Genomic DNA, 21,648 nt, shown 5'->3' with positions numbered 1-21,648 from the left:
ATTGTTCATCCTAAAAGGTCATTAGGCTGGATGGCATGTTAGACGACCCGCTGCGCTATCACGGCGACCTGGCCGCCCACGACGCTGACCTGGACTTTGCTGTCAATGTCCACGGCACCACACCGCAGTGGTTACAGGACTCGCTGGCAGCCTCCCTCGGAGAACTCGCCGCGTATCCCTCTGCGCAGCTCGACGCCGAAGTCCGCGCCGCCATTGCCGCGGGCCACAACCGCACCGCTGACGAGGTGCTACTTCTCCATGGCGTCGCTGAGGGGTTCTCGCTCTTGCCGCACCTGGGATTGCCCGCCACCATCGTCCAGCCGCAGTTCACCGAACCCGAAGCCGCGTTCCGCGCCGCTGGGGTCGAGGTGGATTCGCTGGTGCTGCCGCCGCCGTACACGCTTACGCCCACGCTTGCCGACGTCCCCGAGACCGCATCCTCCCCGCATTCGAGGCAGCTTGAAAGCCGGATGGTCATCGTCGGCAATCCGACCAACCCCACAGGTGTTGCACATTCGGCAGATGAACTGCGGGCGCTCGCCAGTCGATGTGCTGTCCTGGTCGTCGATGAGGCGTTTATGGATGTCGCCGATGCCGAGACTATTCAGCGTTGCTCGCTGGCTAATCGGGAGGTAGGGGGAGGCGAAAGCGTCCACGCCAGGGGCGACAACAATATCCCCGATAACGTCATCGTCTTTCGCAGCATGACTAAGACCTGGGCAATTGCTGGCCTGCGCTGTGGTTATGCGCTGGGAACCCCTGCGCTCCTGGCACAGCTGGCGCGACTGCGCCCACACTGGCCGCTGGGCACACTGCAGCTTAGAGCTATGGCGGCAATTGCGCGTCGTGAGGCGGAGCTTCTGCCACAGATTCGTTCTGAGATCCGTCAGCAGCGCGAGGTGATGTCACAGCTGCTAAGGGCCGCTGGCTGGCAGGTGTTGGGCTCTGAGGCTCCCTTTGTGCTGGCACGTCCGAAAGGTGACCTGAACGCGCATGATGGGCAGGGCGCGGTGGAGGTTGACGTCGTCAAGCATGAGCGTGTGCGGCAGGGCCTTGCTGAGCGCGGCGTAGCTGTGCGGCGCTGCGACACCTTCGTCGGCCTGGACGGTTCCTGGTGGCGGCTGGCTGTGCGGGACGAGACGAGCGTGCGACGACTCATCGCAGAAGTAGCGGACTTGCTGTCGCAGAACTGATGCGGTCGGGCAGAGTTCACTACGCTGGAGGAGGAGCTAGAGAGAAATGCATGGTGAAGGGATGGATGTATGACGGACTCTGCGCAAACCCGTGCCGAGGGCGATAACACGGTGGTGACCGTCGCTGACGTGCGTGCGGCCATGGACGCGGCCTACCCGCCGGCACTGGCGGAGAGCTGGGATAAAGTCGGCCTGATCTGCGGTGACCCGCAGGAGGAGGTACGTCGCATTGCGCTGGCGCTGGACTGCACCGACGAGGTTGCAGATCGTGCGATTGCCGCCGGAGCTCAAATGCTCGTTGTGCACCATCCGCTGCTTCTGCGTGGTGTGAATTCCGTGGCGGCGGATACACCGAAGGGACGGATTCTGCATAAGCTGATTCGCGCAGGCGTGGCTCTCTTTGCGGCACACACCAACGCCGACAGCGCACGACCGGGTGTCAATGACCAGTTGGCAACGGTGCTTGGGATTGAACCGGGTGCGCCGCTTGCCCCGCAGCCAGCTCCCGACTTGGATACCTGGACGGTGAAGGTTCCGGCGGACCATGTCGATACGGTTGCGCAGGCCATGTTTGACGCTGGCGCGGGCACTATCGGCGACTACGACAGCTGCGCTTTCCGCATTAATGGCCGTGGCCAGTTCCGCCCGTTGACCGGAGCAAATCCCTTCATTGGCGCCGAAGGGCAGATTGAGTACGTCGAGGAAGTGCGCCTGGAGATGGTCGCACCGCGGTCTGTGCGCTCGGCGATTGTCAAGGCACTCGTTGCCGCGCATCCATACGAGGAACCGGCCTTCGACATTGTGGACAACCAGGCCACCGGCTTGGACCCGAAGCAGGCTGTGGGAATCGGGCGTGTCGGAACGCTGGATACGCCGATGCCCTTTAAGGACTTCGTCGCCCGCGTGGCCGAGCGCCTGCCTGCGACAGCATGGGGCGTGCGCGGCGCAGGCGACCCGGAGCGGATGATTCACACCGTGGCAGTCGCATCTGGCTCGGGTGACTCCTTCCTGGATACCGTGGCGAAGATGGGGGTCGATGCGTTCGTCACCTCTGACCTGCGCCATCATCCTGTCGATGAGACGCTGCGGACCGCGGACTTCTGCGTCGTCGACACGGCCCACTGGGCTAGCGAGTTCCCCTGGTGCTACCAGGCCGCTGATTTGCTGGCCGACAAGCTCGGGGTGGAAACCGAAGTCCTTGAAGTGCGCACCGACCCCTGGACAGTGGCAGAATCGTCGGCACAGGCAAGGAAGTGAAGACCATGAGGCTCAGCCCACACATTCAAGTCGCTATGTTGGAAAAGGCGGAAAACCAGACTCTGCTGGATGGGCTCACCGCCCGCCAGAATTGTCTGCCAGAGCGCGTCGAGCTGCAGGAACTGCGCAAGAAGCACAGTCGTCAAGCCAGCGAGGCAGCCCGCTCCAAGCTCAGCGCCTCCGATATAGGCCGCGATATCGCCAAGTTGGAATCGGACATCAACAAGCTGAAGGCCCGCGAAAAAGCCAACCGGCTGTCCCTTGGGGCTGCCGAAGACCCAGCCACGCGACGCGACCTTGAGCACGACCTGCGCTCCACCAAGCGCCGCCGCGAACGCGCGGAACAAGAACTCCAGCAGTATGAGCGCATGCAGGAGGCCTACCAGGTCGACGCCGAACACGAATATGACGCCGACGAGGCGCACGACGACATCGTCGCAGCAAAGCAAAAGCTTGACGACGCCGAGGTTGACATCATTGCGCGCATCTCCATCGCGGAGACCCGAATCGAAGAGGCCGACAAACTCATTGATGGCTCGGCAGCCAAGCTGTACCGTCGTCTAGCCCTTGCCAACGGCATCCCCGTCGCACGCCTGAACGGACGCACCTGCGGTTCCTGCTTCATGGAGCTCGACGTCGGATCCGTTCATGAATTCACCACGCTCGCACCGGAGGAAGTGACCTTCTGCCCTGAATGTGGCGCGATGATTGTGCGCGCGGAAACGCTGGGAGCGGTGAAAGACAAGTAGATGAGCCAGGCTGAAGATAAGCGCGATAGCGCGCCGGGCTGGACGGGTGCGACGACGGATCCCACGCGGCTGGTGCTGCTGCGGCATGGGCAGTCGCCGATGTCCATTCGCCGGGAGTACTCGGGAAGCCGTTCAAATCCCGACTTGACGGAGGCAGGCAGGCACCAAGCAGAAGCGGCGGCACGCCACTTGGCGGCTCTGGCCGATAGCGGGAGCCTGGACTTTTCAGCCATTGTGGCCTCGCCTCAGCGGCGTGCACAGCAGACCGCAGAGGCGGCAGCCAAAGCGCTCGGGTTGGATATCCATGTTGACGATGACCTGCGGGAGATCGACTTCGGTGCATGGGAGGGGATGACCTTCTCCGAGGCGCACAACGCCACGCCTGAGTTGCACAGCTCCTGGCTCGCCGACCCAACCGTGGCACCGCCGGAGGGAGAGGACTTCCACACCGTCGATAGGCGCGTCAGTGCTGCGCGTGAGCGCATTTCCCAGCAATTCGGCGCCTCTGATGTGCTGGTGGTCAGTCATGTCACGCCAATCAAGTCGCTGCTGCGCCAAGGGCTCGGTTGTGGCTTCGAAATCTTCACCCGCCTGCACCTGGACCTGGCCAGCCTCTCCATCGCCGAGTTCTACGCCGATGGTCCAACGTCAGTGCGGCTGATCAACGACACCAGCTACCTCCGCGGCTAGCTGGCGGACACTGCGGGTTATTTGAATTGAGGTTCCGGCGGGTACACTAACCATTCGAGCGAGCCGGCCGGGTGATCGCGGCAGTTAACGGAACCGGATGCCTCTTTTTACAGGGTGCGTCCAGGCCGCTGTCGAGGAAAGTCCGGACTCCACTGGGCATGGTGGTTGCTAACAGCAACCCAGGGTGACCTGCGGGAATAGTGCCACAGAAAATAGACCGCCGGGCGCACAGCCGAAGTCTTCGACGGAAAGCTGTGGAGATCCGGTGAGGGTGAAAAGGTGCGGTAAGAGCGCACCAGCGGGGCAAGTGATTGCACCGGCTAGGTAAACCCCACCAGGAGCAAGGCAAAATCACGCATGCTTTGTCGTGCGTGTGCGCGGGTGTTTGAGGGCTGCCCGCCCGATACTCGCGGGTGTGCTGCTTCAGGCTGTCAGCAATGGCAGACCGAGATGGATGATCGCCACCCGGCGCTTTTCCGAAAGGAACGCCGAGGGACAGAATCCGGCTCATAGGCCGACTCGTTCGCTTAAAAGCTTTCTACTCGACTACCGCACCGGCCGAGGTGTTCTCGACGCGGATGGTCTCGGCACCGCCGTCGTTAAGCGCGGAGGCAATCTGATCGGCGTCGGCGACATGGGACCACATCACCAGCGACGCACCCGGGCACGGCGCACAACGCGCAATCTTTTCGCACTCGATGTTGTCAGTGAGTTCAGTTAACTGTCCCAGCACAGAGCTTGTCGACGGCGCGGAGCCACGTTCACTGACATCGCGCGAGACTCCCGCAATGGCTGCCTGGATATCGCTGTGGCGGATGTGGCCGATAACTGCGCGGGCGCGGTCGGAGGACGCGTCGGCGTCGTCAAGCCACTGAATGGCGCGGCCGATGGTGGGGATGTCTTCGTCGTCCGGATGCACCTCGTGACGAGCGCGCACCCAGTCGGCAACCCGTTCCTGTGCTTCCGGGAGGCTGGCGAGCGTCGGCACGCCGAAAGCCGCGCAGGCCTGTTGGAAAAACTCGTAGCGCTCCTCATCGGGCGAGCCGCCGGTGACATCGGGGGAGTAGGCGATAGTCAGCGCCAGCGATTGCGGGAACGTCGTCTGCGTGACGGCCTCATCGGAGTGATTGATGCACAGCAGGCTGTCCGGGCGGCTGCGCAGTGCCGTGGTGTAAGGGTATAGCGGCCACGACTGTCCCTTGACCTGCACCATGGTCTCGTGGAGAGCAGTGGCGATTCGAGTGCGGGTGGGCACATCATCGCGGTCACCGAAGCGCGCATTGAGAGCAAGCGCGAGAGCGCACTGAATCGCAGGAATCTCGGCGAAGCCACGACCAGGTGCGATGGTGGAAGCGATGGTGACCTTCAGACCACTGCTGTTGCGCGGGACGAGATGCAACGAGTGCTGCAGCGCGACGATGGTGGCCGCAACAGCGGTCGGCACCGGAGAAAAAGCGGCAGGCACGCTGTCCGGGAAATCCATCTCGGTGGTTTCGCGCTTGTAGACGACAATGAGCTGCTGCTGATCAATCTCCTCGATGCCGACCGCGGCATAAGCCGGAATGGCGGTGGTCAGAAGCATGCCGCCGGAGGACGCGCAGTCCTCTCCCAACAGGTTGATGGAACCCGGGGCGTATGCAACTGAAGCATGAGAACCGACGGCATCGAAGACGTCGTTTACGACAGCGGGTGCGGCGGGCATGGGTGAAACCTCTCCAGAGATTGGACTCATAGTGCTTGTGCGCTGACTTGTGGTCAGCGCTTGTAATCAGTGTTTGTGTTCAGCGCTCGCATTCTAAGGCGAACAATTCCGTCGATAATACCCGCCTTAAAGGGGAGTGACAAACCTATATACTGGGATTTTACGTCGCCGCAGCGCATCTGGCAGGCAAATGGCTGCCTCCTTGTAGGTTCGCTTATGGGAGGAGCTAGCGGTGGCGCAACTGCTCGAAAACTCGATATGCACTCGATGCGGAAGAGGAGAAAAATCGTGAGCGACAACAGCAGCAAGTGGTACTACCAGCCGTCGACAGGCACAGTATTCCAGGGCAAGAAAACAGGGTGGGACGATCGAATGGGCCCCTATGACTCCGAAGAAGAAGCCCGCGCAGCCATGGAAAAAGTCGCCGAACGCAACAAGGCGGCCGACGACTGGGATGAAGAAGATGACGACTGGGGTGTAGCTGAGAAGTAGGTGCTACACCGCTAGTCCTTCTTGCCCTTCTTGATTTTCTTTTCCATCTTGCGGAAAGCCTTGAAGACCTTGGCGACGGCATCGTCGTACTCGTCTAGAGCCTTTAGACCGTCGTAGTACTCCATTTGGTAGAGCACGCCGTATCCGAAGGTGTCCCTGCCCGCACGGGAGGCGCGCTTAGCGCGGGCCAGCACGAAGTCACGTGCGGTGCAGGTGTCCTGGAAGTCGCCGAGAACCGACTGCAGATTCTTGCAGGCGGCGTAGAGCTTCTCGGTCGGTAGATCTGCGTTCTGAGCAGCCTCAGCGCTGTAGCGCAGCTTCTTCGCAGCCTTGCGCACATCGTGGTAACGCTCATCCAGATCTGCCTCGGGTAGATCGGCATCTTCACGGCCGTCGAGCACCAGGCTATGGCGACGACGGAACTTCGAAAATGCACTGCGCAGGTGGTCAAGCAACACAGCAGTGGTATCGAGTTCCTTCGGAGCCTCTGAATTTGCCAGCTCGGCCTCGTCTGCGGACTCAGCTGCAGCCTCAACATCGGCCTCGGAACTAGCGTCAACCTCGGCAACGCCCTCGGAGTCTGCTGCCGAAGAATCCTCAGCGGCTGCGTCCTCCGCGCCGTCGGCAAGCGAGTCGTCCTTCTTCTTGGACTTCTTCTCAGCAGCCTCGGCCTCTTCCGCATTTGCGGCAATCGGTGGATTGGCGAGGAACTCATCGAGATCGTCGAGAAGTTGCAGGTACTCGCCAGAATTCAGTGCGAAAATGACACGTTGATGAGCGCGTTCGTAGTCCTTCTGGACATCCTCGACGAGATTCGCGCGCAGCTCCTCGCCCAAAGCGGCGCTTTCGCGATTGGCCAGCAGCTCTTCCCAGCGCATAGCGACGACCTCCGCGTCACGAGCCACACCGAGAACACCTGCCAGCTGCTTGAGATTGTTCTCCAGCTCAGCGACCTTGTCGCCCACGACGATGCCGTGGAAGGTCTGCATGTGACTGCGCAGCTCACGGGTAGCGACGCGCATCTGGTGTACCGAGTCGAACTCATCGCGGCGCACCTTCGGGTCGTACTCGACCATCTTGGCCACGTTAGCTGCCAGTGCATCAACCACGGTGCGCCCCGGGGTGCCCTTCGGCAGCTTCGCCGGCGCCGGCGGCAGGGGAGCGGAATTAATGGAGTCACCCAACGCCGTTGCCAGCTTCGACGGGCTTTCCGACGGCACGGCACCGGCCACCTCAGCGACCTTGGACATCGCTGCCATCACGGCCTCGCCCTCCGGGGTGCCTGCCCAGTCGCCCAAAAGCTCAATTTCCCACTCGCGCCACGTGGTGGTTTCGCCGCCGTCGAGGAACGACGTGGCCGTGACGTGGTCATCAGCGAACTCCGCCATGGGGGTGCCATCGAGGGCAAATACCGTGGTGACGTGGCGCTCATTGTCCACCTGTGCAATCGGCAGCAGCGGGTGATTGCGCACAATCGCGCGCACGGGAGCGAGTAAATCGGTGGGTACGACGTACTCGGCATCGCGGCCTTCGCCGGTAACGGAGCCCTCTTCCAGACCAACGCCATATTCGAGGCGGCCACCAGTGCCAGGCGCCTTCAGGTGCCACCCCTCATCGGGGCCGCCAGTGCGGCGACGCAGAGTGTGCTTGGAGCGCGTCAGACGCAAATCTGCCGTATCCAGGTAGATAGCGGAGAGATTTCGCACCTCAGTGGTGGTGGAGCCAACCTGTGGAACGAAATCGAACGACGGGGCTACCACCTCTGGGGTAGCTGAGAACTTAGATTCCACCTCCAACGCTGCAGTTGGAGTTGTGGACTTAGAACCAGACTTAGATGCCATAAGCATCAATTCTACCCCCGAATTGCAGAACTAACCGGAGAAGTTCTGTGCCTCAGTCGGAAACTCGCGGGAGTGCACCTGATCGACGTACTCCTTAGCGCCCTTAGTCAGCATCTCGCCGACCTCCTCAAACACCGAGCTAAACGACGGCCTGCGACCGTCAGCCGGAACTGCGAAGGCATCCTGCCACACCAGCACTTGGCCATCACACTGATTACCAGCGCCAATGCCGCAGGTCGGGATGGCTAGCTCGCGGGTAATTTCCGTTGCCAGATCTGCGGGCACCATCTCCAGGACCACGGCTGCGGCACCAGCATCGGCTACCGCGTGGGCGTCGGCACGCAGCTGTTCCGCACCCGCACCGCGTCCCTGCACCTTGAATCCGGACAGCGCGTTGACGGACTGCGGGGTGAAACCGATGTGTGCCATGACCGGAATGCCGGCGTTGACCAGCGCGCGGATGCGCGGAGCGATGCGCACGCCGCCTTCGATTTTGATCATGTGTGCGCCGGTTTCGCGCATCATCTTCGCGGCCGACAGCACGGCCTGCTCATCAGAGGCCTCGTAGGTGCCAAAGGGCAGATCGGCGACTACCAGCGCGTTGCCAGCGCCACGGACGACACCGCGAGCCAGCGGAATCATCTCTTCCAACGTGATTTCGGTGGTCGTGTCGTAGCCGTAGACGACGTTTGCTGCAGAGTCGCCGACCAGCAGAAGCTCGACACCGGCGGCGGAAAAAGCGCGCGCGGTGGAGTAGTCGTAGCAAGTCAGCATCGCCCAGGGACGAGACTCAGCCTTCCATTCGGCAAGATTGTTCAGACGAATCTTTTTTCCGCTCATGTCAATAGAGCATGCCACAGTCACACGTAATTCGAGACCATGAGGTCAGCAGCTGCGGCGTGAGCGTTGGCGTTTTCTCGCCACACCGGGGTGATCACAATGTGTACCGTGAATCCGAGCACCTGGGTAACGTTGGAAAGTATGAACAGTCAGCAGGAATTCGTCCTCCGCGCAATCGAAGAACAAGATATCCGCTATATCCGCCTCTGGTTTACTGACATTTTGGGGTATCTCAAGTCCGTCGCTGTCGCGCCGGCAGAGCTGGAAGGTTCCTTCCAAGAAGGAATTGGTTTCGACGGCTCCGCGGTGGAGGGCTTTTCCCGTGTCTCCGAGGCTGACACCATTGCGCAGCCAGATCCCTCGACGTTTCAGGTCATGCCGCGCCTGCACAAGGAAGATTCCATCACGTCGGCACGCATGTTCTGCGACATTGTTATGCCGGACGGTCAGCCGTCGTGGGCGGATCCACGCCAGGTGCTGCGCCGTCAGATAAAGGAGCTTGCCGACGAGGGCTTCCACGCGTTCATCCACCCGGAGATTGAGTTCTTCCTGGTAGAAAACCTGAATACTGATGGCAAACCGCCGGTACCAGCGGACAATGGCGGCTATTTTGACCAGGCGGTCTACGACCGTGCGCCACGTTTCCGCCAAGAGGCCATCACAATGTTGGAGGACATGGGAATTCCCGTGGAGTTCTCCCACCACGAAAATGCGCCGGGCCAGCAGGAAATTGATCTGCGCTACGCCGATCCGCTGACGATGGCGGACAATGTGATGTCCTTCCGCTACATCATTAAGCAGATTGCAATAAGAAATGGTGTGCAGGCGACGTTTATGCCGAAGCCATTCCAGGATTTGCCAGGCAATGGCATGCACACACATATCTCCCTCTTTGAGGGGGACACCAATGCATTCCACGATCCGGATGATGAAAACCAACTTTCCGACACCGCAAAGGGCTTCATCGCCGGCATTTTGACGCATGCCAGCGAAATTTCCGCTGTGACTAATCAGTGGGTTAACTCCTACAAGCGCACGGCGTTTGGCGACGAAGCTCCGACGTCCGCGACCTGGGGTATGGCCAACCGTTCGGCTCTCGTGCGTGTCCCCATGTACTCGCCGGGTAAGGCACACTCGCGTCGGGTAGAAATTCGTTCTCTGGATTCCGCATGTAACCCCTACCTTGCATACTCGGTGATTTTGGCCGCTGGTCTGAAGGGAATTAAGGAGGGCTACCAGTTGCCGGAGCAGGCAGAGGACAATATCTCCGAGCTGACCAAGCGGGAGCGCCGTGCGATGGGCTACCGCGATCTGCCGACATCTCTGGAGGTAGCACTGCAGGAAATGGAGCGTTCCGATCTCGTGGCGGATGCCCTCGGTGACCACGTCTACGAGTTCTTCCTGCTCAATAAGTGGCGCGAGTGGCGTGAGTTCCAGCGCCAGGTGACGCAGTGGGAGCTGCGCACAACCCTGGATTACTAACTCCCTCCTTCGCTGCCTACCCTTTTTTCGTCTTTTATTTTTTCTGGGTGACCAATTTCAATGGTGATGAATCGACCTCGCACATCCCGCCAATCAGTGCCGCGGCCCGCAGCGCTGGGCCTGCGTAACGACGATCGGACGCGCGCAGACCTGGAAGATTTGGGGTGGTACAACGAGGAATCCCTCCACTTGCTGTGGGGCCTTGCCGGTGCCAGTGACCCCAAGCTGGCGCTCGTGGCGCTGGTGCGACTGAAAGGCGCTCTCGACGAGCTGGAGGAGCAGGGCAAGCTGGAGAGCTGGGCCACCTGGTCCGGCCTTGACGAGGCCATGCGTGAGCAGGTGCCACTGCGGACGCGTATGTTTGCGCTGCTTGGAGGTTCGAGCGCACTGGGCGATCACCTGATCGCGCACCCGGACAAGTGGGTTTTGCTGCAGGCTGATCTTCCCACTGAAGCGGACATGTTCCGTGAGATGCTCTCCAGCGTCGGTGCCGAGCCCGAGATTATTGAACTCACCGATGAGACAAGCTTGGAAAAGCAGGAGGATCCGGAGTACCGCAAGCCCGTCGTCGCGCCCGCCACGCTGGAGGGGCCTGGTCTATACCGTGCGAAATTGACCGGTCGCGAGGCCGAAGTTGCAATGCAGTGCGCCTACCGCGACTTGATTATGCGCATTGCGTGCTATGACCTGGCGGGCACGTACCCGCGGGGGCCGCGCAGGCCGGGGCAGCCGCAAGTTCCATTCCGCCAGGTCTCGGAGGCGCTGAGCGACCTGGCTGACGCGGCGTTGACGGCTGCGCTGTCGGTGGCGGTGCAGCAGGTCTTCCCTTCGTCGCCGGTCTCGACTCGCCTCGCAGTGATTGCGATGGGCAAGTGCGGTGCAGAAGAGCTGAACTACATCTCCGATGTGGACGTCATCTTCGTAGCGGAGCCGGCGGATGCCCGAGCCACTCGTCTGGCCAGCGAATTTATCCGGATTTCTTGTCACTGCTTCTTTGAGGTCGATGCGAATCTCCGACCAGAGGGAAAGTCGGGTGCGCTGGTGCGCACTGTGGATTCCCATGTCGCCTACTACAAGCGGTGGGCGGAGACCTGGGAGTTCCAGGCATTGCTGAAGGCACGCCCGATGACGGGCGATGTGGAGTTGGGCCACGAATACATCGATGCGCTCGCACCGATGGTGTGGACGGCATCGCAGCGGGAGTCCTTCGTCGACGATGTCCAGCGTATGCGCGCTCGAGTGGTGCAAAACGTCCCCGAAGATCTTCGCCGACGTGAGCTCAAACTCGGCCGTGGTGGACTACGTGATGTTGAGTTCGCTGTGCAGTTGCTCCAGCTCGTTCACGGTCGCTATGACGACAGCCTCCGTGTGCTACCGACGGTGATGGCACTCGACGCACTTGTCGAGGGCGGCTATATCGGGCGCGAAGATGGCGCGGCGCTGATTAATGCCTACGAGTTCATCCGCCTGCTCGAGCACCGACTGCAGCTGCAGAAGATGCGGCGGACACATTTGCTGCCTGCCGACGACGACACCGAAGCTCTACAGTGGCTAGGCCGCGCTTCCGGCATTGTTGGCGAGGGCGGTAATGATGCCAGTAAACCGCTGGCCAAGCAGGTTCGGCTGGCCAGCTCACAGATTCGCTCGCTGCACAACAAACTGTTCTATCGCCCACTGCTCAACTCTGTCGTGGAGCAGGACATCGGGACCCTGCAGCTGTCGGCCGATGCGGCAAAGCGCCAGCTGGCCGCGTTGGGCTACCAGTACCCGGATCGCGCCTACGACCACCTGTCCGCGCTCGCTGCGGGCACGTCGCGTAAGTCGCGAATTCAGGCGATGCTGCTGCCGACGCTGATGGAGTGGCTGTCTTCGACACCGGACCCCGACGCGGGTCTGCTCAACTATCGCAAGCTCTCTGAGAAGCTCCACGATGAAACATGGTTCCTGCGTACGCTGCGCGATGAAGGAGTCGTCGGCCAGCGATTGATGCGTGTACTCGGTTCTTCGCCGTATGCGTCAGACCTAATTATGAGTGCACCGGAGGTCATCAAGCGGTTCGGTGACGGTGCGTCTGGGCCGAAGCTACTGAATACCGACTCGGATGCCGTCGGGCGCGCGCTGGTTACTGCGGCTGCCCGCCATAGTGACCCGGCTAAGGCCATTGGTGTGGCGCGCGCGTTGCGGCGTGCGGAACTCGCCCGTATTGCCTCCGCCGACCTATTCGGACTGATGGATGTGCAAGAAGTCTGCCATTCACTGTCGATGGTGTGGGACAACGTGCTCGAAGCGGCTCTTGCCGCGGAGATGCGCGCCTGGTCGCTGGCACATCCTGACTTAGAAGTTCCGGGCACCATTTCTGTGATTGGTATGGGGCGCCTCGGTGGTGCGGAACTCGGCTACGGCTCCGATGCTGATGTGATGTTCATCTGTGAACCACGCAAGGATGCTGATGGCACGCCGCTTGCCGACGATTCCCAGGTGGTCAAGTGGGCAACCAGAATCTGTGACTCGCTGCGTCGTCGGCTGGCAAAGCCAAGCCAGGACCCGCCACTGGAAGTCGATGTGGACCTGCGTCCGGAAGGGCGCTCGGGTCCGATTGTGCGAACTCTGGATTCGTATGTGACCTACTACGAACGCTGGGGTGAGACCTGGGAGATTCAGGCGCTTTTGCGTGCGACGTGGATTGCTGGTGACAAGGATTTGGGCACTCGCTTCCTTCAGAGCATCGATCCGCTGCGCTATCCCAAGGGCGGGGCTGATGCCAAGATGGTCCGCGATGTCCGCCGTATGAAAGCACGTGTGGATTCGGAGCGTCTACCGCGCGGTGCCGACCGCCGTACCCATACCAAGCTCGGCTCCGGTGCACTGACCGATATTGAATGGACTGTGCAGCTGCTGACCATGCTGCACGCCCACGAGGTTCCCGAACTGCACAACACCTCCACACTGGAGTGCCTGGAGGTGTTGAAAGACAACGAGATTCTGGATGCCGAAGACACCGATGCGCTGAGGGATGCCTGGCTGATGGCGACAAATGCTCGCAATGCGCTGGTACTCACGCGCGGTAAGCGGACGGATCAGCTACCACAACCGGGCCGGCAGTTGACTCAGGTCGCTGGTGCAGCCGGGTGGGACGCAGCGGATTCCAATGGTTTCATCGAGCACTATTTGCGTCTGACTCGGCACTCCAGCCGTGTGGTCAACCGCGTGTTCTGGGGTGAGGAGAACCCCGACCACGAGTAGGTGAGACGGCGGCCTACCAACCCCTGCGTGCAGGCTATCGTGCCACGGCGGACTGCAGCCTTGGTCTTAGCACCTAGACCGGGCATAATGGTGGGCTATGGAACGCAACGTCGATTATTCGGTTCGCCCTAGGTATGAGGATTTCATTCTCAACCTTGACGGCACTGACCTGCGTTTTTTATTGAGCCGTACGTGCCCGGCAGCGGACACCTCAGCTGCTGGCCAAGACGCGGTGGAATTGTTGATGTCGCAGGATTCAGCGCATACGGCGCTGTCTTTTTGCGATCCCGATGTTCTCGACGTGGCCCACTTGGTCCATATCCTGGAAGACTCCGCATCGCTGGATACTCTCGCTGAAGTGGCTTTTTGGGCATCGGATGCGGACGTGATGGCGCACGATACGCCGAAAGGTGTTGACCGCAAGCGTCGTCGCGTCGGCAAGCAGCAGCTCGAGCACGTGCTGCGCCGTGGCCAACGCCAGGGTCTCGTGTGGGAGGAACCAGCGGGCGTGTGGCACGTACCGCCGCATATCTCCGAGGTGTTCCCGGCCGAGCCGAGTCTCAACTTCCGCGTCGCCGATTTGGTGGCGAATATGCCAGCGGATGTGCTGGGCCGCCGCATGGAGCGCATGGGGCTGGAGCCGGATAGCACTCAGGAGGCGGACGTACCGCGGACGCTGAATGCCAGCGATCTGACAGTGCGGAATGTGCAGGCCCGCCAGGTAGAGCAAATTGCGGGCTTCCTCTGCGATCCGGTGAAGGTTCGAGCGCTGGTGATGACGGCGCCAGTGGATATCCGCAATGAACTGCGGTGGATGGCGACGGATGAGAAGTACTTGCCATCCCACATGTGGTCCGAACTGCGTGCCGACGCGGTGCGCTGGGCCGAAGAGCGTCTGTTGCTGGCTGTGGTCGAAGGCCCGGCGATGCCGATGTTTGAGCAGGGCGGGGAAGCTCCAGCGGCACACGCGGCATATGACGGTTCGGCAGAGGTCGCACGTCTGGTTGGTGCAGTGGCCTTGGCTCTCAAAGGTGACATGTGGACGATCCGAAAACCGCATCCGACGGAATCCTTCCCGGCAACATTGGAGCCAAAGGAATTGACGGAAGCGTCGGTGTCTGCGGTGGCGTTCGCTTCCGCGTTTATGGATGCGGCGGGCAGTGGCGACGGGCGCCTGAAAGATCCGCTGCACATGTATGAAGAATCGAGCCTGCTGTGGATTCAGGACTTCGCAGCATCGATTGGCGCTAGTGGTTTCGCGGCGCCCTGGATTGTGGAGATGCTGGTCAACGCCGGCTTAATCCACGCCGACAGTGGGCATCCGACTCCACGCGCGCTGCAGTATTGGTACAACGCCGATGCCTCGACCCGTTGGGCGTATCTCGCGGCAGGTTTCCTGGTCGGTCGTGGTCCGTGGCACGGTGAGTTCCCGTGGGTGACCATGGGAGTCGATGACTTTTCGCATGCCACGCTCGCTTATGGCTACCCCTACGCTGCGCGCGAAGTGGTGTCGCTAGCCGCACAGCTGGAGGAAAACCAGAAGTTCTACGGCTGCTGTGTCGAAGGACACCTGTCCTGGAAGGTGGATAACCTCTGTGCCCGCAACGGTGCCGATGGGGAAGCGATGGTTGGCTGGCTGCTGGAGCAGGCCGGGATTCTGGGCATCCTCTACCAGGGGCACGCCTCGTGGCAGGCCATGGCAATCATGTATGCACTGCACGATATTTGGCTGACTGATCAGCACGTCGGTGCGCAGCGCATGGCCGAGCTCATCTCTGAGTATGCAGCGGGCAAGGTACCGACGGCTGAGGCAGTCCAGATAGCCCGTTTGTTCAAGGATGCCGCTCCCAACGAGCGCCTGGCAGCCACCCTGGATGGAGTCGCCAGCAATCAGGTCGCCCTGGCGTTGGACTTCATCGGCGACCGCGAAACGTGCGCCGAGACCTCCCGCTGGATCATCTCCGAGGAGAGCCTGCGGCGCGCATGTCTCGCGGTCGATGGTGACGTCGATGTCCTCTTCTCCCAGTTGGGTCCGCTGGTCAACAGCTCTATGAAGTTGGTCATCTACGCCGAGCTGGTTCGTATCACCAAAACTGAGAAGCTACAGGAAATGTATGACCGCGAGGCCGTAGAATTTACGCCTCCGCTTGACGACGTCCCGGAGAACGCAGCCCCCGAAACAGACCCCGGTGAACATGCGGAGAACTCAGACGACCCGGAGGAGCCGGAAGAACCAGAGCAGCTTTCACTGTTCTAGCCGCCCCATCCTCCGTCCGCCCCGGCCTCCGCGGCTTTCAAGCTTTCTACTCCGTAGGCTCCAGCTCAAAGCGGCTCTGCTGGGCGACAAAGCGTGCCGCCGCACGCTTTGCCACCAGCAGACCAACGAAGCCAATCAGCCACACACCGACGACCGCCAACCAACCGATGCGGAAGGTCTCCCAGGTGTAGTTGCCGTCGGGAGCTGCGATATCCAGCAGGAAGCCAACGCCTTGCGCAGCAAGCATGGTGGCCACAAAACCGCCCATATTCGCCAGTCCAGTGCCGGTGGCGAGTACCTTGCGGTCGACCTCTTCGCGCACGGAGTCAAAGCCGAAGTTCGACATTGCACCCAGGCCGGCCATCAGGATGTTGACCACAATAATTGCCCAGTACGCTGGTGGATTGCTCGGTGCCAGGAATGCGATCCAGACGACCATGTTGATAAACGCAATGGCGACAATAACCTTGATGCGATCGCGGCCGGTGCGTGCCGAGACCATGCCCATCAGCGGCCCGGCGATAATTACTGACAGTGTGTTAATGACCAGCACCACACTGGCCTGGGAGGGCTTGAGTCCCATGCCCAGCATCATCAGGGGCATGCCCCACAGCAGTGTGAAGATGCACTGGTGCATCAAACCGGTCCAGTGCGTGAAGAAACCCTGCCAGCACACCGGGTGAGTGGTAACAATTCTCAGCGTCTGACCGATAGTCAGGTTTTCATCGGCAGGAGCAGAAGCGCCGGCATCAGTTCCAGCTGCCTTCGCGGCCTTCTTTGCGGCGCGACGTTCGCGAAGTGACATCTTCGCGGTGGAGGTGTCCTCCGGGACGTCGGCAAGCGCGATTATGCCGACGATGGCGATAATCAGACCTGCGGTGCTCAGCGACAAGAACGCAGGCACCCACCCTGCGGCGTGGAGTATTGCGAGGAATGGGACCGCGGAAATGAACTGGCCGAGCTGGCCAAGACCTGCCGTGAGCTGCGTGAACAGGGGAGTGACACGCAGCGGGAACCATGCCGGCAGCAGTCGCATAGCGCCGAGGAATGCCGTGGCATCACCAGCGCCGATGAAGACGCGCGCGATGACCGCCAGCGGATACGACGTTGAAAACGCGATGATGACCTGGCCCAGCGCCATAATCAACGCGCCCACAATCATGGTTTTCTTCGCGCCGACGCGGTCGATAATGATGCCTGTCGGAATCTGCGCCAGGGCGTAGACACCGACCTGCACGGCAGTGAACACCGCGAGTTGAGAGGCGTTGATGTGGAAGCGATCGAGCGCCTCAACGCCAGCGACGCCCATCGATGTGCGGCCCACGATGGCAACGATGTAGGTAATCAGCGCCGCGAGCCAGACGGCAATCGCTCGGCCAGTGACCTGCTCGCGCGGATCCTTTGCCGCGGCGGCGTCGGGCTGATTCGTTGATGAAATCTGATTTTTACCGTTACGCTGCTTTACCACTCGCCACATTGTAGACCTCAGCAATGAGCCGGGCTGAAGTGGGGTTGTAAGGCACCTTTAGGCCGCCGCGATAATGTGTGGTTTTGAGCTAGGCCGGACCTAAGCCTCCCTAAGCCCCCTAAGCCACGTTGTCGTCGATGAATTTCTTCACCACATCGACATCATTCGGCAGCTCGGTAACGCGGCGAGGAGCATCCATGATGTCCGCGAAACGCTCCGGGCAGTCCGGCTCGCGACCGGTGGCTTCGAAGATGGTCTCGGAGAACTTCACCGGTAGGGCGGTCTCCAGGCAGACAATTGGGGTGGCCACCTGATCTGCCAGGCTGCGGGCGACGTGGATGCCGTCAGCGGTGTGTGGATCGACCATGACCTCCAGGCGCTGCCAGCAGTCCTTGATGGTCTCGACGCGGTCGGCGTGAGTGGAGCGACCGGAGAGGAAACCGTACTGGGCAGAAGCCTCCGGGAAGATTGGGTCAGCAGTAAGAGAGAAGCCGCCTTCCTTGACCTTGACACCGAAGAGGTCTGCAGTGCGCTCAGCATCGCGCCCCAGTAGGTCGAAGATGAAACGTTCGAAGTTCGACGCGCGGGAGATATCCATCGATGGGGAAGAGGTCGCCTGCGTCTCCGCAGCGCTGCGCACGCGGTAGGCACCAGTGTGGAAGAACTCATCCAAGACATCGTTTTCGTTGGTAGCCACGATCAGACGGTCAATCGGCACACCCATCTGACGTGCAATATGGCCAGCGCAGATATCGCCGAAGTTGCCGGTCGGCACACTGAAGCTGACCTTCTGCGAGTTATCGGCCTCAGCGCCGTTGCCACCAGTGACACGAATCCAGGAGGAAACGTAGTACACAATCTGCGCCATCAGGCGAGCCCAGTTGATGGAGTTGACCGCGCCAATGTGACGGCTGGCCTTGTACTCCAAGTCGCCGGAGACTGCCTTGACAATGTCCTGGCAATCGTCGAAGACGCCATCGAGAGCAATGTTGTGGATGTTGGCGTCCTGCAGACCAAACATCTGAGCTTGCTGGAAAGCTGTCATGCGGCCGGCCGGAGTCAGCATAAATACGCTGATGCCTTCACGGCCACGCATTGCGTACTCGGCCGAGGAACCCGTGTCACCAGAGGTAGCACCGAGGATGTTCAGAGTCTCACCACGGCGAGCCAACTCGTACTCGAAGAACTCACCGAGCAGCTGCATCGCCATATCCTTGAACGCCGCAGTGGGGCCCATGGACAGGTGACCGATGTAGAGCTGATCTTCCAACTTGGTCACCGGAACAATGTCCTTGTCAGAGAACTTCGGGTAGGTGTACGCACGTGCACAGATACCGCGCAGATCCTCCAGCGGAATGTCATCCACGAAAAGGCTGACGACCTCTGCAGCCAGGGCTGCGTAACCGTCGTCGATAAGCACGGAGCGCCAACGGGTCAAAGTGGCATCGTCAACCTGTGGGTATTCGACCGGCAGGTAGAGGCCACCGTCGTCAGCGAGACCTCCCAGCAGAATGTCTGAGAACTTGTGTGGCGTGCGCTCTGGGTCGCGAGTCGAAATGAAGTCCACGGCGGGCCCCTTACATGTATGCCAACACCCGCCGCACCGGCCTATGAGATAGAGCCTTTAATGCGACGGGGTTGACCGGTGGATGTTTTCTTTAATTTTTACATATCTACCAAAGCGGGTTACGCCTCGGTGGCGGAAGATGTGGAATTGGCCTCGTCCGCGTCGAAGCTGAGCTCTTCGGAACGGTCGATGACATCGTTCTTAGCGAAGCGGTTGACAATCATGGCGATTGCGCCGTCACCAGTGACGTTACATGCGGTACCGAAGGAGTCGATGGCGATGTAAGCGGCAATCATCAAAGCGACCTGCTCCGAATCGAAGCCCAGCATGGACTGCAGCACGCCAACAGCAGCCATAATCGCGCCACCCGGAACGCCCGGGGCAGCGATCATAGTGATGCCCAACGTGAGGATGAAGCCCACGGCCATGCCCGGCGAAACCGGCTTGTCCGCCATGAACATCACTGCAAACGCGAACAGGGTGATCTTCATCATCGAACCGGCGAGGTGAATCGTCGCGCACAGCGGAACGGTAAAGCCCGCGACCTTTTCCGAGACACCATTCTTCAGCGCGGCCTTGTAGGTCACCGGAATGGTGGCGGCCGAGGAGGAGGTCCCCAGAGCTGTGGCGTAGGCCGGCAGCATGTTCTTTAGGGACTTCCACGGGCTGCGGCCAGCGATAGCGCCCGCGATGGAGAACTGGATAGCCAACAGGAGCACGGTGCCGATAACAGCCAGAACGAGCACCTTGAAGAACATCGACAGCGTCGTGGTCAGGTTGCCGTTCATACCCATTGCCAGGAACATGCCGAAGATATAAATCGGCAGCAGCGGGATGATAAATGCCGAGATGATCTTCATGATTACTTCGCGCAGCTGCGTCGCACCGCGGAAGAGCGAGTCGGACTTCACGCTGGTCATCGCCACACCGACTGTGAAAGCCAGCAGCAGAGCGGTCATGACATCAAATGGCGGTGGCATCTCCACATTGAAGAAGCTCTCCAATGCGCCCTCATCAATGTCGACCGATGCGCCGGCCTGATCAGAGCCGAGCAGTGAGGGGTAGAGCGCCTGGGTGGCACCGTAGGCCAGCAGACCCGAAAACACGGTCGAGCCGTAGGCGATAGCAGTGGTAATACCCAGCCACTTTCCGGCGCCACGCCCCAGGCTGGCGATTGCCGGCGTAATCAGGGCAAAAATCAGCACCGGGATAAAGAAGCCCAGGAAGTTACCAAACAGACCATTGAAGGTTACAAAAATCCGAGCCAGCCATTCCGGGAAGAAAAAGCTGCAGATAATGCCCAGAATAATCGCGACAATAACGCGGAAAAGGAGCGTTTGCGTAAAACGCATTCGGGTACTCATAGTCAATCCTTGTTCGGATGGAATTTACTTCTCTAGCGTGCGGTATTTACGTTATGCAACGCAAATAACCGGGTGTAGTTTTAAGCCTTCTCGGCTACCTCTTCTTCGACGGGAGCGTCGTCAAGCACGCTCGCCGGGCGATGCGCACGCTGCTTCCGCGTGACGACGTCAATTGCGTAACCAATCACCGTCGCTGCCAGAGTCGGCAGGAACCATCCGAACTCGATGGCCTGGCCCGGGACGAGACTGAGGAAGTCCGCCAGTGCGGTGCCGCCAACACCCAGGCCGGAGAGCACTGAGATACCCGACCAGATGGTGGCAACCCAGACGCCCAGGCGGTAGGTGTAATGCAGCTTGAAGGAGTAGGAGATGACGGGGTCGAGAATTGTCAGAGCAATCAGAGTGATTGCCGGCGGGTAGATGAAAGTGATGATTGGCGCAGCAATTGCCAGTACCTGAGACAGACCCTGCGTCGCCATCGCGAAGGACATGACCGTGAAGATGATTGCCCATGCCTTGTAGCTGATCCCCGGGAGCAGCAGGTTGAAGAACTCGCTGGTTGCCGCAATCAGGCCAACAGCCGTGGTCATGCAGGCCAGCAGGACGATGAGACCGAAGACAATCTGACCACCCTGGCCCATGGCCTGCTTGGAAGCCTCGGCGAGGATGCCCGAGCCGTTTTCGAAGGATGCGGCATTTGGCAGAACCTGGCCGACGTAGCCAAGCCCCAAGTAGATGATTGCCAGCAAGACACCTGCGAACAGGCCAGCGATCATCGTGCCGCGGACCATGCGCTTGCCTTCTGGAACACCACTGACGCGCAGGGCGGAAATGACAATAATGCCGAATGCCAGGCCGGCGATGGAGTCCATGGTGAGGTAGCCCTCGACCAGGCCGGAAGCAAACGGGGTAGAGGAGTACTTTTCAATCGGCGCAGCCGGTGTGGCATCAAACTTGAATGCCGACATTCCCACCAGGATAACCAACAGAATCAGTAGTGCCGGGGTGAGAATCTTGCCCAGCTTGGACACAATTTCATTCGGATTCCAGGCCAGAGCCAAGGCGATACCGAAGAAAACAAAGTAGAAGGCCGCAGCGGCGGCCAAGGAATCGCCGCCGAAGATAGGCTGGATACCCGTTTCATACGACACGGCGCCGGTACGTGGCAGGGCGTAGAACGCGCCAATGGACAGGTACGCGATTACTGGGAAACCCAGGGAAAAGATGCGGCCCGCACGGAAAGCGAGGTCCCGCAGGTTGTCGCCAGAAATGGCAATAGCGATGATGGCCAGCACTGGCAATGCCACACCGGTGAGTAGGAAGCCAGTGATAGATGGGCCAAAGTTAGTACCGGAATCCACTCCGAGCTTCGGCGGGAAGATGAGGTTGCCCGCGCCGAAGAACATTGAAAACAGCATGAGAGCTGTGACAACGATGATGGAAGCGAAAGACTTCGGGGACTCCACTCCGCTCGACTTGGTCATGAGAATTGTGTTCTTTCTA

The 21,648-nt window shown here is 60.4% G+C and carries 15 protein-coding genes and 1 other RNA gene; 9 read left to right on the top strand and 7 right to left on the bottom strand.

All coding sequences use genetic code 11. From position 1 onward, the window contains the following. Positions 1-35: 35 nt before the first annotated feature. The 5 genes from cobC to rnpB all read left to right on the top strand — a co-directional run bounded on the left by cobC (position 36) and on the right by rnpB (position 4,415). Positions 36-1,193: an Rv2231c family pyridoxal phosphate-dependent protein CobC gene (gene cobC / locus Q0U90_RS02575; protein WP_297451306.1), complete on the top strand. Its 1,158-nt coding sequence runs from the start codon at positions 36-38 to the stop codon at positions 1,191-1,193. A gap of 69 nt (positions 1,194-1,262) precedes the next feature. After that, entirely contained in the window at positions 1,263-2,450 is a 1,188-nt protein-coding gene (locus tag Q0U90_RS02570) for a Nif3-like dinuclear metal center hexameric protein (protein ID WP_297451303.1), read from the top strand. Positions 2,451-2,455: 5 nt separating this feature from the next. After that, positions 2,456-3,199, top strand: coding sequence for a hypothetical protein (locus Q0U90_RS02565; RefSeq protein ID WP_297451300.1), 744 nt, complete (start codon positions 2,456-2,458; stop codon positions 3,197-3,199). Then, on the top strand, positions 3,200-3,889 hold the full coding sequence (locus tag Q0U90_RS02560; protein WP_297451297.1) for a histidine phosphatase family protein: 690 nt from the start codon (positions 3,200-3,202) through the stop codon (positions 3,887-3,889). Between the two features lie 59 nt (positions 3,890-3,948). Next, positions 3,949-4,415: RNase P RNA component class A (gene rnpB, locus Q0U90_RS02555), an RNA gene on the top strand. 12 nt (positions 4,416-4,427) lie between these two features. Here rnpB and Q0U90_RS02550 read toward each other — a convergent pair. Beyond that, positions 4,428-5,591 carry a hypothetical protein gene (locus Q0U90_RS02550; RefSeq protein WP_297451294.1) on the bottom strand — a complete coding sequence of 388 codons (1,164 nt, stop codon included), beginning with the start codon at positions 5,589-5,591 and terminating at the stop codon, positions 4,428-4,430. Positions 5,592-5,879: 288 nt separating this feature from the next. On the opposite strand from Q0U90_RS02550, the gene Q0U90_RS02545 reads away from it, so the two are divergent. Next, a complete protein-coding gene (locus Q0U90_RS02545) occupies positions 5,880-6,083 on the top strand; it encodes an SPOR domain-containing protein (RefSeq protein ID WP_016423068.1) in 204 nt (67 codons plus the stop codon). 11 nt (positions 6,084-6,094) lie between these two features. Here the strand turns inward: Q0U90_RS02545 and Q0U90_RS02540 are convergent, their stop codons facing one another. Both Q0U90_RS02540 and panB read right to left on the bottom strand, forming a co-directional pair. After that, a complete protein-coding gene (locus Q0U90_RS02540; RefSeq protein ID WP_297451257.1) occupies positions 6,095-7,924 on the bottom strand; it encodes a CYTH and CHAD domain-containing protein in 1,830 nt (609 codons plus the stop codon). 30 nt (positions 7,925-7,954) lie between these two features. Beyond that, complete coding sequence (gene panB, locus Q0U90_RS02535; RefSeq protein ID WP_297451254.1) at positions 7,955-8,764, bottom strand: 3-methyl-2-oxobutanoate hydroxymethyltransferase; 810 nt, start codon at positions 8,762-8,764, stop codon at positions 7,955-7,957. 141 nt (positions 8,765-8,905) lie between these two features. Here panB and Q0U90_RS02530 point away from each other — a divergent pair, with 141 nt between their 5' ends. The 3 genes from Q0U90_RS02530 to Q0U90_RS02520 all read left to right on the top strand — a co-directional run bounded on the left by Q0U90_RS02530 (position 8,906) and on the right by Q0U90_RS02520 (position 15,746). Beyond that, entirely contained in the window at positions 8,906-10,246 is a 1,341-nt protein-coding gene (locus tag Q0U90_RS02530) for a glutamine synthetase family protein (protein WP_297451251.1), read from the top strand. 66 nt (positions 10,247-10,312) lie between these two features. After that, positions 10,313-13,489, top strand: coding sequence for a bifunctional [glutamine synthetase] adenylyltransferase/[glutamine synthetase]-adenylyl-L-tyrosine phosphorylase (locus Q0U90_RS02525; protein WP_297451554.1), 3,177 nt, complete (start codon positions 10,313-10,315; stop codon positions 13,487-13,489). A 97-nt stretch (positions 13,490-13,586) separates the two neighbouring features. Further along, entirely contained in the window at positions 13,587-15,746 is a 2,160-nt protein-coding gene (locus tag Q0U90_RS02520) for a hypothetical protein (RefSeq protein WP_297451248.1), read from the top strand. 46 nt (positions 15,747-15,792) lie between these two features. Here Q0U90_RS02520 and Q0U90_RS02515 read toward each other — a convergent pair whose 3' ends face one another. The 4 genes from Q0U90_RS02515 to brnQ form a co-directional block, all read right to left on the bottom strand. After that, positions 15,793-17,223, bottom strand: coding sequence for an MFS transporter (locus tag Q0U90_RS02515; RefSeq protein ID WP_297451245.1), 1,431 nt, complete (start codon positions 17,221-17,223; stop codon positions 15,793-15,795). A gap of 109 nt (positions 17,224-17,332) precedes the next feature. Beyond that, positions 17,333-18,781, bottom strand: coding sequence for a threonine synthase (gene thrC, locus Q0U90_RS02510; RefSeq protein WP_297451242.1), 1,449 nt, complete (start codon positions 18,779-18,781; stop codon positions 17,333-17,335). Between the two features lie 119 nt (positions 18,782-18,900). Then, complete coding sequence (locus Q0U90_RS02505; RefSeq protein ID WP_297451239.1) at positions 18,901-20,145, bottom strand: dicarboxylate/amino acid:cation symporter; 1,245 nt, start codon at positions 20,143-20,145, stop codon at positions 18,901-18,903. An 80-nt stretch (positions 20,146-20,225) separates the two neighbouring features. After that, positions 20,226-21,629, bottom strand: a complete 1,404-nt coding sequence (gene brnQ, locus Q0U90_RS02500) for a branched-chain amino acid transport system II carrier protein (RefSeq protein WP_297451237.1) — start codon at positions 21,627-21,629, stop codon at positions 20,226-20,228. Between the last annotated feature and the right edge of the window lie 19 nt (positions 21,630-21,648).

The organism is uncultured Corynebacterium sp. (assembly GCF_946998835.1).
Taxonomy (GTDB): Bacteria; Actinomycetota; Actinomycetes; order Mycobacteriales; family Mycobacteriaceae; genus Corynebacterium.
Note: the sequence above shows the minus strand (reverse complement) of the source record. Positions and strands in the feature narration are given on the sequence as shown.